We start from the raw sequence: 16,247 nt of genomic DNA, 5'->3' as shown, positions 1-16,247 counted from the left end.
CCACTATTCATACGAACGGCTCTTATCCTGTGCTAAAAAACGAAAGGACGGCATGCCATGAATATATTCGATCACTATCGCCAGCGCTATGAAGCTGCCAAGGACGAAGAGTTCACACTGCAGGAGTTTCTTGCCATCTGTAAGCAAGATCGCAGTGCCTATGCTAACGCGGCAGAACGGCTATTGATGGCTATCGGTGAGCCACAGATGGTGGACACTGCCCAGGAACCACGGCTTTCCCGTCTTTTTTCCAATCGGGTCGTCGCCCGATATCCTGCGTTCGAAGAGTTTTATGGCATGGAGGATGCCATTGAGCAGATCGTCTCTTATCTGAAGCACGCGGCACAAGGGCTGGAAGAGAAGAAACAGATTCTGTATCTGCTGGGGCCGGTGGGTGGCGGTAAATCGTCACTGGCTGAACGTCTTAAATCATTAATGCAGCGGGTGCCAATCTATGTGCTGAGCGCTAACGGTGAGCGCAGCCCGGTGAATGATCACCCGCTCTGTCTGTTTAATCCGCAGGAAGATGCGCAGATCCTGGATAAAGAGTACGGCATTCCCCGTCGTTATCTGGGCACCATCATGTCACCCTGGGCGGCAAAACGTCTGCACGAATTTGGCGGCGATATTACCAAATTCCGCGTGGTAAAAGTCTGGCCGTCCATTCTGGAACAGATTGCTATCGCCAAGACGGAACCGGGTGATGAGAACAACCAGGATATCTCTGCCCTAGTCGGTAAAGTTGATATTCGTAAACTGGAAAATCATGCGCAAAACGATCCAGATGCGTACGGCTACTCGGGCGCGCTCTGCCGGGCAAACCAGGGGGTGATGGAATTTGTCGAGATGTTTAAGGCCCCCATCAAAGTGCTGCACCCGCTGCTGACCGCGACGCAGGAAGGCAACTACAACGGGACTGAAGGCATCTCCGCCCTGCCGTTCAACGGCATTATCCTAGCGCACTCGAACGAATCGGAGTGGGTCACGTTCAGAAATAACAAAAACAATGAGGCCTTCCTTGACCGTGTTTACATCGTCAAGGTGCCTTATTGCCTGCGCATCTCAGAAGAGATCAAAATTTACGAAAAACTGCTCAATCACAGTGAGCTGGTGCATGCGCCCTGCGCCCCTGGCACCCTGGAAACGCTGTCACGCTTCTCAATCTTGTCGCGTTTGAAAGAGCCTGAAAACTCAAGCATCTACTCAAAAATGCGCGTGTACGATGGTGAGAGCCTGAAAGACACTGACCCGAAAGCGAAATCCTACCAGGAGTATCGCGACTATGCGGGCGTTGATGAAGGGATGAACGGGTTGTCTACGCGCTTCGCGTTTAAGATCCTCTCTCGCGTATTCAACTTCGACCATGCGGAAGTGGCGGCAAACCCGGTACACCTGTTCTATGTTCTGGAGCAGCAGATTGAGCGTGAGCAGTTCCCGCAGGAGCAGGCCGAACGTTACCTTGAGTTCCTGAAAGGTTATCTGATCCCGAAATATGCTGAGTTCATTGGCAAGGAGATCCAGACCGCCTACCTGGAGTCGTACTCCGAGTACGGCCAGAACATTTTTGACCGCTATGTTACCTATGCCGATTTCTGGATCCAGGATCAGGAGTACCGCGATCCGGACACCGGTCAGCTCTTCGATCGTGAATCGCTGAACGCCGAGCTGGAAAAAATCGAGAAGCCTGCCGGGATCAGTAACCCGAAAGACTTCCGTAATGAGATCGTTAACTTTGTGCTGCGTGCCCGGGCAAATAACAACGGTCGCAACCCCAACTGGACCAGTTATGAAAAACTTCGCACGGTCATTGAGAAGAAAATGTTCTCTAATACCGAGGAGTTGCTGCCGGTGATTTCGTTTAACGCCAAAACTTCCACCGACGAGCAGAAAAAGCACGACGACTTTGTCGACCGTATGATGGAGAAAGGCTATACCCGCAAGCAGGTTCGCCTGCTGTGTGAATGGTATCTCCGCGTCCGTAAATCATCATAACAATGCTGCCCGGCGGTGAAAGCCTGCCGGGCAAACAGCAACTGCGCATACCCGTAAGGGTACAAAGTTGGCAAATGCAGTACGGGGGACATATGACCTGGTTTATTGACCGGCGTCTTAACGGCAAAAACAAGAGCACGGTGAATCGCCAACGCTTCTTGCGCCGTTATAAAGCGCAAATCAAACAGTCGATCTCCGAGGCCATTAATAAGCGTTCGGTGACCGATGTCGATAGCGGCGAGTCCGTCTCTATTCCGACGGACGATATTAGCGAGCCAATGTTTCACCAGGGACGCGGCGGTTTACGCCATCGCGTACATCCCGGTAACGATCACTTTATCCAGAATGACCGCATCGAGCGTCCGCAGGGCGGCGGTGGCGGTTCTGGCAGCGGCCAGGGCCAGGCGAGTCAGGATGGTGAAGGACAGGACGAATTCGTTTTTCAGATCTCCAAAGATGAGTATCTCGATCTGCTGTTTGAAGATTTGGCCCTGCCAAATCTGAAGAAAAATCAGCACCGTCAGTTAACCGAGTATAAAACCCATCGCGCGGGTTATACCGCGAATGGCGTGCCGGCAAACATCAGCGTAGTGCGCTCGCTGCAGAACTCGCTGGCGCGGCGGACCGCCATGACAGCGGGCAAACGTCGGGCGCTACGCGAACTGGAAGCCAGCCTGCAAACGGTGGAAAACAGCGAGCCTGTGCAACTGCTGGAAGAGGAGCGTCTGCGCAAAGAGATTGCCGAGTTACGCGCTAAGATCGAACGCGTGCCCTTTATCGACACCTTCGACTTGCGTTACAGGAACTATGAAAAACGCCCAGAGCCCTCAAGCCAGGCGGTGATGTTCTGTCTGATGGACGTCTCCGGCTCGATGGATCAGACCACTAAGGATATGGCCAAACGCTTTTATATCCTGCTCTATCTGTTCCTGAGCAGAACCTATAAAAACGTGGAGGTGGTCTATATTCGTCACCACACCCAGGCGAAAGAGGTGGATGAACACGAGTTCTTCTACTCGCAAGAGACAGGTGGCACCATTGTCTCTAGTGCCCTGAAGTTAATGGACGAGGTGGTGAAAGAGCGCTACGACCCGGCACAATGGAATATCTATGCGGCTCAGGCCTCCGATGGGGATAACTGGGCAGACGATTCACCGCTGTGTCATGAGATCCTGGCGAAAAAACTGCTGCCCGTGGTGCGCTACTATAGCTATATTGAGATCACCCGTCGGGCACACCAGACCCTGTGGCGTGAATATGAACATCTGCAGGCGACGTTTGAAAACTTCGCGATGCAGCATATCCGCGACCAGGATGATATTTATCCCGTCTTCCGTGAGCTCTTCCACAAGCAATCGGCCACCAGCAACAGCTAAACAAAACAGCCAGTTATTACTAACTGGCTGTTCTTTTTTAATCGCTATATCTCTGCGTTTCACGCTGGGTGTTTATCAACATCGTACAATTTCGGCCGCTGGCTTTGCCTTTATATAAAGCTAAATCTGCTCTCTCGACCGCTTCCCGAAGGGGTTCGCCATACTTTATTCTGGTTAATCCCGAGGTGAACGTCACATTGATATGATATTCCCCTGCGACAATCACCATTTCAGAAATCAGTCGACGGAGTCGTTCCGCCGTTGCGATAGCTTCGTTATCATCCCTGACGTGCAGCAGAATAATAAACTCCTCACCCCCGTAGCGATATACCGACTCTGATGCGCGAACGTGGTTATCAAGATGCGTTGCCAATGATTGCAATACAATATCGCCATTCAAATGGCCGTAATCATCATTCACTTTTTTGAAATGATCGACATCGAGCAGCAACAGATAAAGACCATCATCACTTAACTCTTTATTCATGCTCGCGAAAGATTCATCAAGCACGCGGCGTAAAGGTAACCCTGTGAGTGCGTCATAACTTGTACGCAGCTGCAAAAGATGCACTTTAAAAAGAGTGAGAGATTCCGTGAAGGCTAACAGCGCGTTTTCAAAGTCCTCATAGGCACTGGAAGCGTCTTTGTTTTCAATGATTTCCTTAATCATGGTACGACAGGCGTAATGAATCACAATATGCTGTTTATTGATGTCCAGGAGAAAGTTTTTATCCTCTCGCTCCTCAAGCAATTTGTCATTCAGCCAGTGTCCAAATTCACAATGATGATGCGCGTCGGTGCAGGTGATTTCAGGTAAATCGCCCTCACGACTCGCTACATAACGGAGAACTTTTACCAGCCATTTAAAATGCGCATCAGTTGCGCTATTGAGTCCACGCACGGTCGCGTCGATATCTCTGAACTTCCTGTTCATATTAACCTTCACATAACAAAAGAATAACCTGTAAAGAGTATACCATGTTAAATATCTATTTTTGTCAGTATATCTAAATTAACGACATTAAAAACAGAAACTCCCTATTAAATAAGAAAATTTAGTTATTCGTTAAACTGCATATAACAAGCAACGATATTATTATCAGTTAAAACAGGCCAACCTGTTTAATTCTATTTAATAGCCCTCACGTCCCATTAAATAATAACGACGGAGGGCAGAGGCTTAAAATTCAACGTTCATTTTGGCCCAGAAGGTACGCCCTGGCTCATTGACAGGGGTATCAGAAGAGTAACCGAAGCTACTGTTTCCCGCCAGGTTAAGGTGTTCGCTGTAACTTTTATCCAGCAGATTATCAACGCCACTGCTGAGTTTCAGGAATTTATTGACCTTGTACGCAGCGTTGGCGGAAACAATGGCAAACCCGGCGCTCTGATCAAAGTCTTTGCCTACCACGTTCCCCTCGTTCAACGCCACCCGGTGCTGTGGGCTGACCATACGCAACAGCCCTGTAGAGCTCCAGTCGCCTTTCTCCCACGTCAGGCCAAGGCGAGCTTCCAGCGGCGGCATTTGTGGCAGCGGCTGATGTTCGTCCGTATTTTCCCCCCAGGCGTAGTTCAGGGTGGCATCTGTTTTCCACCGTTCGCTTAGCTGATAAGAGGCACCCATCTCGCCCCCCATAATGGTGGCATCGATGTTATCTGCCTGACTGACGTGGCTATCATCGGGATCGTACAGGAAGAGGATGTAGTCGTTAATCCGTCCGATATAGGCGGAGATCCAGCCGGTCGTTTTTTTCCCTTTGTATTGTGCCCCAACATCAAGCTGGGTGGTTTTTTCCGGTTTCAGATTATCAAAGACATCCGTGGTGCCATCCGGTCCATAGGTGGGTGAAAAGAGTTCCCAGTAATCCGGGAAACGCTCGGTGTATCCCAGTCCGGCGTAGACCATCGCGGGCTGCGATCCGAGATTATGCTCAACCCGTAAGAAGCCGGCCGGAAGCGTGTCTTGCCGACTGCTGCTACCAACGCCAGTAAAGTTATCCACTTCCACCTTATCCAGACGCGCACCGCCAATCACTTTGCTGAGGTCGGTCGCACTCCACGTCAGTTCGCTAAAGGCACCATAGTCATGAAAGCGAGCATCTTCCTGCCAGCCTTCGTCCTCATCATCTTCGTTGCTGCGATGGGTATTCAGTTGCGTATCGAGACCGCTTTTCAGCTCATAATCAGACCACAGCCAGGTTCCCATCACCCTGCCCCCAACCGTCCGGCGATCGACCTGTTTTTCCATTGGCATCGACATATCCATCGATCCCATCGGCATGGTGCCTGAAGCGGGCGCTCCCGGCGAACGCATGGAGTAGTTATCCATAATGTGGTTGGCATAGTTGTAATACGCGCTCATATCCAGCGAATCGAAGACCTCGCCGATATTCTCTTTTTTGAAGCGCAGCCCCAGGCTTTCACGTTTGAATTGCGAGCCGTCCATGCCACGCCCGGCATAGCTGGCATCGCCATCGCCCTGCCCGGCGGTCAACTCCAGCAACGTGTCCGCATCCGGCGTCCAGCCGATGGCCAAATCGGTGTTCCATTTATCCCACTTCGAGGCGACGCGATCGCCATTGCCATCTTTGTAATCCCCCGCTTTCGAATTATTCCCCGTCAGGCGCACGTAGCCCTTATCGTTGCCAAAGCTGACGTCGGCATTTTCATCAAAGCGATCGTTAGAGGCGGCCAGCAAACTGGCGTCCCCCTTTATGTCCGCTTTGTCGAAACGCGGCGGTTCACGTTCGAATCGTACCGTTCCGGCAGAGTTACCCGGCCCCCAGAGTACGGTTTCGGGTCCTTTGATCACCGTCAGCAGATCATAACTTTCTGGCGAAATATAAGAGCTTGGCGCATCCATACGCGAAGGACAGGCACCTAACATCTCGCTGTCATTGGTCAACAGGCGCAGGCGTGAGCCAAACATGCCGCGGAATACCGGGTCGCCGTTGCTCCCTCCGTTACGGATCTGGCTAAACCCGGGAATGGTTTTGAGGTAATCAGAACCGTCGCTGGCCGGCACCGGCTGGCGTGGCGTTTTTGGCGAGGTCACCACTTCCAGTGGGGAGAGCACGGGCGCGGTTACGGTGATGATATCGCCGTCGTTTACCTGCGGGGCCGTAGTTCGTTCAGCCGCCTGAGAAGTAAATGACAATGCGCCCAGTAGCGCAAGCGCCAGCGGATGAAGCACAAAGCGTTCTTTATTCATTCCTGAACCCAAACTTAAAAGAGTGTTGCTGTCCTGCCGTGAAGACAAATCCCTTGTTCAGAGAGTGGGAGAGATGGGCAGGCACAGGGATCTGAATGAAAAAGTTTGCCGCGGGGAACGGGGCGCAACAATAAAAAACGAGGAGAATAACGGCGTGAAAAAGGGTTGAAAAAGGGGATCTAACGACCCGGAGTCACGGATTTACGCGTGCTTTTCGAGCCAAAGTACCGAGGCGACCAGAATAAAAATAATGGTGAAAAAGGTGCCGGAAATATAGATCACATCGCCAAAAGCAGGATCGTTCATCATCATTCTCCCGTCGTGTTTTACTCGTTTTTACGCCGGAGAAATGACACTTCAATGACATTTTTAGTAAGAAATAAATATCTTCATACTGAAACGATTCAGACAGCTCTAGCCTCTTAAATCATTTAATTCAAATAAACGCTAACCCTTACAGGGTGATTTGTTACCGGTATCACGAAAATAAGTTTCCGTAACTACGATGCCAGATCTCGTAATTGTTAAACATTCGTTACTGATAAAACATAAGCTGCAGAACATCACAACAAATACACCGCCTACCGGCAGGGGAATAGAATGACCGAAAAAATTACCCGTAAAGAAAAAATCAGCTACGGGCTGGGCGATATGGCCAGCCATATAGGGCTGGATAACGTCATTATTTTTCTGACCTTCTATTATACCGATGTGGTCGGGCTGCCTGCTGCCTTTGTTGGCACCATGTTTTTACTGGCGCGTACCGCCGATGCCATCATTGACCCGGCCATGGGATATATTGCTGACCGCACCCGTACCCGCTGGGGTAAGTTCCGACCATGGATGTTGTGGCTGGCCCTGCCATTTGGTGCCAGCTGCCTGCTGACCTATGCGGTACCGGAATCGCTCGATCTTCATGGTAAAATGATTTTCGCCACCGTCAGCTATACCCTGATGATGCTGATGTACACCGCCATTAATATTCCATACTGCTCTATGGGGGCGGTCATTACGCCAGATAACGAAGCGCGTATTTCTCTGCAATCTTATCGCTTCTTCCTTGCCACCCTGGGCGGCGCATTATCCACTTTCTTTATGATGCCATTGGCCGAGTTTATTGGCGGAGATGACAAATTAGTCGGTTATCGCTGGGCCATGGGAATAATGGCGACGGTGGCGGTCATCATGTTCTGGATCTGCTTCGCCAATACCCGGGAGAGGATTAATGCCCCCGCGACTCATAATAATTACCTCTCAGAATTACGCGATTTGTTACGCAACGATCAGTGGCGCGTTGTGGCCGTTCTGGTATTGACTAACATCGGCTTCGGCGTAATTCGCCTCGGCGCCATGATGTATTTCGTCACCTATTATCTCGGCAGCGCCAGCTATTTTATGTGGATGCTGGGGGCGCATATTCTGGGTAAAGCCGCCGGTAGCGCACTGGCAAAACGCCTGACGCGTGACTACAGCAAAGTGCAAATGTTCGGCTATTGTGCGGTGCTGGCCGGGGTACTGAGCATCGCCCTGTTCTTCGCGCCAAAATCCGTGCTGGTGCTGGTGCCAATGACATTCATCATCTCAACCCTCTACCAGGCCACCACCACGCTAATGTGGGTCATGATGGCCGACGTCGCCGACTACGGCGAATGGAAACAGGGCAAACGCATGGATGGGGTTATCTTCTCGACCTTCCTGGCGGTGCTCAAACTCGGTATGGCCATCAGCGGCGCCATTGTTGGCTGGACGCTGGGCTTTAGCGGCTATGTGGCGAATGCGCCGGAACAGACCTCTACCGCCATGTACTGCATCATCGCCCTCTTTACCGTGGTGCCGGGCATCCTTTCGCTGGCCGCCTTCGCGACTCTGCGCTGGTACAAACTCGACGACAGCACCATGAAATCCATCCAACTCGCCAAACAGACTTTTTCTTAAAAGGACGCAGCATTCATGAGTGAACTTATTCGACACACCAACAGTATTGAGTGGCGTTTTGAGCGTCAGATCTTACGTATAGAGCCCTGGGGAGAGCACAGCCTGCGCGTGAGAGCGACCTGTTCACTGGCGTTCAATGATGAAAATCACGCCTTACTGCCGGCGACACCGTCTACGGCTGACATTAACGTCCAGCCCGAGATCCTGACCCTGCGTAATGGCAATATTACCGCAGTGCTCAACCTGAAGGGGCAACTGGCGTTTTATAACCAGCGCGGAGAGTTGCTGCTGGAGGAGATGTGGCGTCAGCGCTCCACGGTAGGCATTGGGGCAAGTGAAAAGAGTCAGGATAAGTACGTCAGTGCGCTGAAGCTTGATGGCCGTGAATTCAAACCGCTTGCGGGCGGGAAATATCAGCTCGCCGTCCGTTTTGAGTCGCGCCCTGATGAGCGGATTTACGGTATGGGTCAGTACCAACAGCCGTGGCTGGATTTGAAAGGCTGCACCCTTGAGCTGGCACAGCGCAACTCCCAGGCCAGCGTTCCCTTTATGCAGTCGAGCCTCGGTTATGGCGTGCTCTGGAACAACCCGGCCATCGGCGAGGTCAGTTTCGCCAAAAACCAGACCGAATGGCGCGCCCGCGTGACCGGCGAGATGGATTACTGGATCACCGCCGCGGACTCCATCCAGGCCATTACCCGCCAGTATGTCAAGGCCACGGGGACACCTCCGCCGGCCCCGGCATTTATCAGCGGATTATGGCAGTGCAAACTGCGCTATCGCACCCAGCAGGAGGTGCTGGACGTAGCCCGTGAGTACCGTCGCCGCAACCTACCGCTGTCGGTGATGGTGATCGATTTCTTCCACTGGCCGAATCAGGGGACCTGGTGTTTTGATCCGGTCGACTGGCCCGATCCGAAAGCGATGGTTGAAGAGCTTAACGGCCTGGGCATTGAGCTGATGGTCTCGGTCTGGCCCACGGTTGAAGCACGTAGCCCGCTCTATCCCCACATGAAAGCCAAAGGTTGGCTGGTGTCCAGCGAACGCGGGGTGCAGGTAAATCTCGACTTTATGGGTAACACGACCTTCTTTGACGCGACGCATCCCCAGGCGCGCGCCTTCGTCTGGGATACGGTAAAACAGAATTATTATGATCTGGGTATCAAATTGTTCTGGCTGGATGAGGCCGAGCCTGAGTATCGTGCCTACGACTTTGATAACTATCGTTACCACGCAGGCCCGGTGCTGGAAGTGGGTAACCGCTATCCACGCGACTTCGCGCAAGGGTTCTACGAGGGGCTGAAGGCCAACGGCGAAAAGGATATTGTTAACCTGGTGCGCTGTTCATGGGCAGGCAGCCAGCGCTATGGCGTGCTGGCCTGGTCAGGCGATGTGCACTCATCATTCCACGCCTTCCGCAATCAGCTCGCCGCAGGGCTCAATATGGGGCTGGCAGGCATCCCGTGGTGGACGACCGATATCGGCGGCTTCCAGGGCGGCAACGTTAACGATCCGGCGTTCCATGAACTGCTGATCCGCTGGTTCCAGTGGGCGGTCTTCTGCCCGGTTCTGCGGATGCACGGATATCGTGAGCCACAAATCCAGCCGCCAGAGCGCTATCGCGACGGCATTCCTCAGTGCAACAGCGGCTCCCCGAACGAACTGTGGAGTTATGGCGAAGCGAACTTCAGCATCATGCAGCACTGGCTGACGGTACGCGAGAAATTGCGACCTTATATTGATGAGCTGTATGACAATGCCCATCAGCACGGCGATCCGCTAATGCGCCCGCTCTTCTGGCACTATCCGCAGCAGCCCCAGAGCTGGGAAATTGAAGATCAATATCTGTTTGGGGAGGACCTGCTGGTCGCGCCGGTGATGCACGCCGGACAACGCCAGCGCGAGGTTTGGTTGCCTGCCGGCCAGCAGTGGATCGCGCTGAACGGTGAGCGCTACCAGGGCGGTGAACGTATCCGCGTTGAGGCCGCACTGGAGACCATTCCTGTCTTTGTGCGCGAAGGAAGCCCGCTGGTATCGCTGTTAGTGGCGTAACCTTCAGGCAGCCGCCCAAAAATAGTGGAATTTTTTAGAAAAGCCTGTTTACTCACCCGCTTGCGGGTAAAGTAAGCAGGCTTACTATTTTTGGCAAGGATCTCTTCATGTTTGACCCTACCCTGCTTATCCTGCTCGGGCTGGCTGCACTGGGCTTTGTCAGCCATAACACCACGGTTGCCATCTCCATTCTGGTGTTAATTATTGTGCGCGTTACGCCACTCAGCGGCTTTTTCCCCTGGATTGAAAAACAGGGCCTGACCATCGGCATTATTATTCTCACCATTGGGGTGATGGCGCCCATCGCCAGCGGTACGCTACCTGCCTCTACGCTTATCCACGCCTTTATGAACTGGAAATCATTGATTGCCATTGCCGTGGGCGTCTTTGTCTCCTGGCTGGGCGGACGGGGCGTAACCTTAATGAGCTCTCAGCCGACGCTGGTTGCCGGCCTGCTGGTGGGTACCGTACTGGGAGTCGCGCTGTTTCGCGGCGTTCCCGTTGGCCCGCTTATCGCCGCCGGTCTGGTCTCGCTGTTTATCGGTAAGACGTAGCCAGGCTGGCAATATAGCGCGCGGGGGTCTGCCCAAGCCCCTTCTTGAACATGGTAATAAAGGCGGTGGTGGAATCGTAGCCCAGCATTTGCGCGACCTGCTGCACCGTCTGCCCGGATATTAATGCCTGCAGCGCGACAATCAGTTGTAGCTGATGGCGCCAGCGGCGAAAACTCAGCCCGGTTTCGTTAACCACCAGCCGGGCGAGGTTACGTTCACTCATCGCAAAATGACGTGCCCATTGGTGCAGGGTTTGCCAGGCGGCGGGCTGGGCGATCATCATTTCACTCATCTGACGGATTTTAGGATGTGGTGATACCGGCAACTGTAACTGTTCCTGCTGCTGGCTCGGCAGTTCATCGCCCAGCACCTCCACCAGCCGCTGGCAGGCGATGTTTTGACGCTCTGCCATTGCGAGGATCACCTCTCGTACCAGCGGCGAGATTTTTAATGTGCAGCAGCGATCGGGTAGCGCGATAGCACCGGGTTCAATAAATAAGAAGCAGAGCCGCGCGCCGGGGGTGGCTTTATTACTGTGGGGCAGCTGCCCCGGGATCCACACCGCATACTGGGGCGGCACCATCAGCATGGCGTTTTCCACCTCCGTTGTGATGGCGCCGCGTAGCGCCAGGATCAACTGTCCCTTGCGGTGCTGATGCAGCGGAATGTGCTGCTCCTCTTCCACCACGCGAATATGGAAAGCCACTGCCGCAGCGTGCTGGCTATCCGGGTCATAACCATTTAAACCGAGACCAGACATCATCTTGTCCGAATTTAGCGATAATCTGTCATTTTAGCTTGATTCCATCAGCAACGAAAACGGGTATCGTGTGGCCTTCATTTTAGACCAGGGAAAACAATGACCACTGCACTCTCTGCCACCGGGAAACAGCGCGCCCTGCTGATTGCCGGGATTTTGTTGATCGCCACCACGCTGCGGGTGACCTTTACCGGCGCCGCACCGCTACTGGATGCGATTCGTCTCGACTACGCCCTGAGTACCGCTCAGACTGGATTACTGACCACCCTGCCGTTGCTGGCTTTTGCGCTGGTATCGCCGTTAGCGGCAGGCCTTGCCCGGCGCATTGGGATGGAGCGCAGTCTGTTTGTGGCGTTGCTGCTAATTATCGGCGGTATTGCGCTGCGTTCCCTGCCCACAGCATCGCTGCTGTTTATCGGAACCGCCGTGATCGGCTGCGGTATTGCACTGGGCAATGTGTTACTGCCAGGACTGATTAAACGTGACTTTCCAGGCCAGGTGGCGAAGTTAACCGGGGCCTACTCCCTGACCATGGGCGCGGCGGCGGCGCTGGGCTCAGCGCTGGTGGTGCCGGTGGCATTGGGCGGTGCGGGCTGGCACGGCGCCTTATTGATGCTGATGGTCTTCCCGCTGCTGGCGTTGCTGCTGTGGCTCCCACAATGGCGACAGCAACCGGCCAGCCAGCTCAATGGTGCCCGGGCGCTGCATAACCGGGGGATCTGGCGCTCGCCGCTGGCCTGGCAAGTAACGCTGTTCCTCGGCATTAACTCGCTGATCTATTACGTCATTATCGGCTGGTTACCCGCTATTTTACAAAGTCACGGCTACAGCGAAACCGAGGCCGGCTCCATGCACGGCCTGCTGCAGCTGGCCACTGCCGCCCCGGGGCTGGCCGTTCCGCTGATCCTTCACCGTCTGAAAGATCAGCGCGCGCTGGCCGGAGTGGTAGCGTTAATGTGTGCGGTCAGTGCCGCCGGCTTTTGGTTTATGCCCTCGCAGGCGGTGGTCTGGACGCTGATATTCGGCTTCGGTTCAGGGGCGACGATGATTCTCGGCCTGACCTTTATTGGCCTGCGTGCCAGTTCCGCGCATCAGGCTGCGGCGCTTTCGGGGATGGCGCAGTCGGTGGGCTATTTGCTGGCCGCCTGCGGCCCACCGCTGATGGGGAAAATTCATGATACCAGCGGCGACTGGCATATCCCGCTGCTTGCCTGTGCGCTGGCCTCAATCGTGATGGCCGGTTGCGGCATACTGGCCGGGCGCGACCGGGAGATCGCGCCGCGTTAACAGGCCTTTAGCCCTGCGCCGCACGCAGCAGTGCCTGCACCAGCGGCGCAGGACGCCCATCCAGCGCCGCACGCTCATGCTGGAACAGCGTGGCGACAAAAAACGGATGCGTCACTAACTCAACGGCGCGAATATCACCCTGTTCATCCCAGCCGGTCACCCGCAGGTCGCCCTTTTCCAGCTCTGCCGCAAAGGCTTCAGACACACCGTAGTTGCAGTGATACCCCTCGACAATCTCTTCCCGACCATACGCTTTCGCAATCAGGGTATTGGCGCGCAACTCGATGGTGTTCGTGACCTCCACCAGAGAACAGGTGAGCGGTGCGATCACCATGCGCCCGTCGCTGTCCGTTTCAGCATGGGCAGCGTCATGCCAGCCCAGCACGTTACGCGCATATTCAATCAGCGCATGCTGGAAGCCGCCACAGGTACCGAGGAACGGGAGGCTGTTTTCGCGGGCATAGCGGGCGGCAATGAACGCCGCTTGCACGTTTTTATAAGGACTTGCCGGAACCAGCCAGAGTGCGTCATAACCGACCAGATCTTCGGGACTACTAAGCTCGGTGGTCGCTATCCAGTCGTAATCAGCGGTAATATCCAGTACGGCGGCGGCATCATCAATGGCGAGCGGTATCGCCTGGTGCGCCAGAACGTCAGGGTTATAATCCCCGACCAGTGCAATGCGGAGGGTATCTTTTTGCGGAGTGTGTTCCATCAGGTATTCCTTATGCCAGAAAAATTCCGGATAACATAAGGAATCTCAGACTACCGATCTTTTGCAATTATCACAACACCTTAAATTAGGTGGCAAAATAAGGAGATAAGGATCATGATTCAGTGCAAACGTCTCTATGACGACGCCAGTAAAGAGGATGGTTACCGCATTCTGGTTGACCGTCTCTGGCCACGAGGAGTGAAGAAAACGGACCTGGCCTGCGATGAATGGTGCAAGGTCCTGGCGCCTTCAGGCGAGTTGCGCAAAGCCTTCCATAGCGAAACCATCGACTTTGCCAGCTTCAGTAAGGCGTATCAGCAAGAGCTGGAAGAAAACGTCGAGGAAGGAAAACGCATCGCCAGGCTGGCAGATAAACAAAGGGTCACGCTGCTCTATGGTGCGAAAGATCGCGAGCAGAACCACGCCCAGGTGTTGGCCGCATGGCTCCGCCGTCTGTAATTTAGTCGTGCAGTGCTGTGAGCAAGGTTTCTGGTAGTTGTTGCGGATTGAGCGGCAGCAGATGTTCCGGGCGCACAAAGGCAAAACCGTGCTGATTATCACAGGCAAAGACATCGCCGGTCACCAGCCAGAGCGCGCGTTCGGCGGTATCTGGCATTTCGGTTATTACGCCATTCACCGGGTTCAAAAAACGCTGTCCAGGCTGGCAAAGACCAAACAGCTCAACGGATTTACCAATATTGCGACGGCCGGCAGTCGTACGGGCGCCAATGACTAACGCCAGGTTGCCCGGCTTTAACTGAAACATGCTTCACTCATTGCAGGTTGAATTCTGAGGACTAAGATTATTCTTAATCCCGCCTATTATCGCAATCACTTTCTCCATGATTTCTTCATTAATACTGCATCTTTGGGGGTTATAGTGGCCCCGTTCTCACCTTGACCAGAGAACATCATTCCGTAATCAAGATCTATTTTGCCCCGGTTAACTACCGGGGCTTTTTTTATTCTCTCGCCGAAACTTAACGGACGATTCCTGGATATATCAAATTATTCACATTCATGTTTTACTATGCGCCGAAGCCCATTTTTTCAGCAAAACATACAGATACAGAGGTCTCTGTATGGGAGTCGAGCATCGCATGTCGGATCTTATTCTTGCCCGTGTTTCTGAAACGCTTGCCACCGAACAATCTCTTGAGAGTCTGGTGCGCCAGCTTCTTGAAATGCTCGAGATTGTTACCGAGATGGAGTCTACCTATCTCACTAAAATCGATATCAGCGCCCGTTTGCAGCATATTCTTTATGCCCGTAATAGCCAGCAGATGCAGATCCCGGAAGGGTTGAGCGTTCCCTGGGGCGATACCCTGTGTAAGCGCGCGATCGACTCCAGTACCTTTTTTAGCGATCGCGTTGGCGAACAGTTTCCCGATTGCGATGCAGCCAGAGCGCTGGGGATCACCACCTATATGAGCATCCCCATTCATCTTGCGGATGGTTCTCTCTACGGCACCCTGTGCGCGACCAGCACGCATAAAAAGAGATTGAGCGAGCGCGCCGAACATGTGCTGAAGTTGTTTGCCGGACTGATTGCCCAGTCCATTGAAAAAGAGTCGCTGGTCACTCAACTGCGGGAAGCCAACGCGGCGTTGATTGCCTACTCCTATACCGATGCGCTGACGGGCCTGCCGAATCGGCGTGCAATTTTTGAAGACCTCTCTACCCTTTTCTCCCTGGCGCGACACGTAAAGCGGAACGCCATTATCGCTTATATCGATCTGGACGATTTCAAACTGATTAATGACCGCTTTGGTCATGAAGCGGGTGACAAGTTCCTGGTTGAAGTGGGGAAGCGGCTAAACGACGGCCGTCGTGATGATGATATCGTCGGCAGATTGGGCGGAGACGAGTTTATGGTTGCTTGCCTGTCCCGGAATGAGGGAACGCAGGAAGAGCAATCGCTCTCGCTATTGAAGACGCAAATCAATGCGCGTATAGCCGGAGAGTATTGGCTAGGCAATGTGCATATTGTCTATCCAGGGGCCAGTCTTGGGGTAATCGAAGTGGATCCACTTTCGACCGATGCCGACAGCGCCCTGCGCTCGGCCGATGCGGCTATGTACGTGGATAAAAAATCCCGACGTAAAACCGCTTTCCTCAATGTGGATTAACCCCGTACACTCAACGGGCTTTGATTATCAGGATGGATAAAAACATGCGGATCGGTATTTTGTTTCCGGTCGTTATCTTTATAACGGCGGTAGTATTTTTAACGTGGTTTTTTGTCGGCGGTTACGCGGCACCGGGGGGATAAATGAGAAAAACGACCATCATTATGCTGATTGTCGCCGTTGTTGCCGTAGCCGGAAGCCAGCTGGGCTGGTGGTGATGACAATAAAAAGACCGC

General features: G+C 53.5%; 16 protein-coding genes. 10 read left to right on the top strand and 6 right to left on the bottom strand.

Annotated features, from left to right (window positions below; genetic code table 11):
- Positions 1-57 precede the first annotated feature (57 nt).
- Positions 58-1,992 (top strand): protein kinase YeaG, encoded by a 1,935-nt coding sequence (gene yeaG / locus B3B59_RS02355; protein ID WP_046885883.1) that lies wholly within the window; start codon positions 58-60, stop codon positions 1,990-1,992.
- A 92-nt stretch (positions 1,993-2,084) separates the two neighbouring features.
- On the top strand, positions 2,085-3,368 hold the full coding sequence (locus tag B3B59_RS02350) for a YeaH/YhbH family protein (protein ID WP_040076058.1): 1,284 nt from the start codon (positions 2,085-2,087) through the stop codon (positions 3,366-3,368).
- A gap of 37 nt (positions 3,369-3,405) precedes the next feature.
- Here B3B59_RS02350 and B3B59_RS02345 read toward each other — a convergent pair whose 3' ends face one another.
- The 3 genes from B3B59_RS02345 to yoaI form a co-directional block, all read right to left on the bottom strand.
- The gene (locus B3B59_RS02345; RefSeq protein ID WP_046885882.1) at positions 3,406-4,302 is read right to left on the bottom strand and encodes a diguanylate cyclase; all 897 of its coding nucleotides are present in this window, start codon (positions 4,300-4,302) and stop codon (positions 3,406-3,408) included.
- 246 nt (positions 4,303-4,548) lie between these two features.
- On the bottom strand, positions 4,549-6,579 hold the full coding sequence (locus B3B59_RS02340) for a TonB-dependent copper receptor (RefSeq protein WP_286808010.1): 2,031 nt from the start codon (positions 6,577-6,579) through the stop codon (positions 4,549-4,551).
- 201 nt (positions 6,580-6,780) lie between these two features.
- On the bottom strand, positions 6,781-6,891 hold the full coding sequence (gene yoaI / locus B3B59_RS02335; protein WP_286808009.1) for a small membrane protein YoaI: 111 nt from the start codon (positions 6,889-6,891) through the stop codon (positions 6,781-6,783).
- A 288-nt stretch (positions 6,892-7,179) separates the two neighbouring features.
- Between yoaI and B3B59_RS02330 the strand changes: the two genes are divergently transcribed.
- The 3 genes from B3B59_RS02330 (at position 7,180) to B3B59_RS02320 (ending at position 11,120) form a co-directional block, all read left to right on the top strand.
- Positions 7,180-8,514 (top strand): glycoside-pentoside-hexuronide (GPH):cation symporter, encoded by a 1,335-nt coding sequence (locus B3B59_RS02330; RefSeq protein ID WP_046885880.1) that lies wholly within the window; start codon positions 7,180-7,182, stop codon positions 8,512-8,514.
- Between the two features lie 15 nt (positions 8,515-8,529).
- Positions 8,530-10,566 carry a TIM-barrel domain-containing protein gene (locus B3B59_RS02325; protein ID WP_286808008.1) on the top strand — a complete coding sequence of 679 codons (2,037 nt, stop codon included), beginning with the start codon at positions 8,530-8,532 and terminating at the stop codon, positions 10,564-10,566.
- Positions 10,567-10,673: 107 nt separating this feature from the next.
- Complete coding sequence (locus tag B3B59_RS02320) at positions 10,674-11,120, top strand: DUF441 domain-containing protein (protein WP_040076064.1); 447 nt, start codon at positions 10,674-10,676, stop codon at positions 11,118-11,120.
- On the opposite strand, the gene B3B59_RS02315 is transcribed toward B3B59_RS02320, so the two are convergent.
- Positions 11,104-11,880, bottom strand: a complete 777-nt coding sequence (locus B3B59_RS02315; RefSeq protein ID WP_286808073.1) for an AraC family transcriptional regulator — start codon at positions 11,878-11,880, stop codon at positions 11,104-11,106. The two genes, B3B59_RS02320 and B3B59_RS02315, sit on opposite strands and share 17 nt — an antisense overlap.
- Before the next feature lie 99 nt (positions 11,881-11,979).
- Here B3B59_RS02315 and B3B59_RS02310 point away from each other — a divergent pair, with 99 nt between their 5' ends.
- Positions 11,980-13,167, top strand: a complete 1,188-nt coding sequence (locus B3B59_RS02310) for a CynX/NimT family MFS transporter (protein WP_286808007.1) — start codon at positions 11,980-11,982, stop codon at positions 13,165-13,167.
- Positions 13,168-13,174: 7 nt separating this feature from the next.
- On the opposite strand, the gene B3B59_RS02305 is transcribed toward B3B59_RS02310, so the two are convergent.
- Positions 13,175-13,882 (bottom strand): CTP synthase C-terminal region-related (seleno)protein, encoded by a 708-nt coding sequence (locus B3B59_RS02305; protein WP_046885876.1) that lies wholly within the window; start codon positions 13,880-13,882, stop codon positions 13,175-13,177.
- A 114-nt stretch (positions 13,883-13,996) separates the two neighbouring features.
- Here B3B59_RS02305 and B3B59_RS02300 point away from each other — a divergent pair, with 114 nt between their 5' ends.
- Entirely contained in the window at positions 13,997-14,341 is a 345-nt protein-coding gene (locus B3B59_RS02300) for a DUF488 domain-containing protein (protein ID WP_040076069.1), read from the top strand.
- Position 14,342: 1 nt separating this feature from the next.
- Here the strand turns inward: B3B59_RS02300 and B3B59_RS02295 are convergent, their stop codons facing one another.
- A complete protein-coding gene (locus B3B59_RS02295; protein ID WP_207293557.1) occupies positions 14,343-14,648 on the bottom strand; it encodes a hypothetical protein in 306 nt (101 codons plus the stop codon).
- Between the two features lie 334 nt (positions 14,649-14,982).
- Between B3B59_RS02295 and B3B59_RS02290 the strand changes: the two genes are divergently transcribed.
- Genes B3B59_RS02290 through yoaJ form a run of 3 tightly spaced genes read left to right on the top strand, consistent with a single transcriptional unit; the run spans position 14,983 to position 16,229 of the window.
- Positions 14,983-16,011, top strand: coding sequence for a sensor domain-containing diguanylate cyclase (locus B3B59_RS02290; protein WP_046885988.1), 1,029 nt, complete (start codon positions 14,983-14,985; stop codon positions 16,009-16,011).
- A gap of 44 nt (positions 16,012-16,055) precedes the next feature.
- The gene (locus B3B59_RS02285; protein WP_154298865.1) at positions 16,056-16,154 is read left to right on the top strand and encodes a YoaK family small membrane protein; all 99 of its coding nucleotides are present in this window, start codon (positions 16,056-16,058) and stop codon (positions 16,152-16,154) included.
- Positions 16,155-16,229, top strand: coding sequence for a protein YoaJ (gene yoaJ, locus B3B59_RS20460; RefSeq protein WP_072039564.1), 75 nt, complete (start codon positions 16,155-16,157; stop codon positions 16,227-16,229). It abuts the gene before it with no gap.
- The last annotated feature ends 18 nt before the right edge of the window (positions 16,230-16,247 follow it).

It is taken from the genome of Leclercia sp. UBA2479 (genome assembly GCF_002341985.1).
GTDB classification, from domain to species: Bacteria; Pseudomonadota; Gammaproteobacteria; order Enterobacterales; family Enterobacteriaceae; genus Enterobacter; species Enterobacter pneumoniae.
Note: the sequence above shows the minus strand (reverse complement) of the source record. Positions and strands in the feature narration are given on the sequence as shown.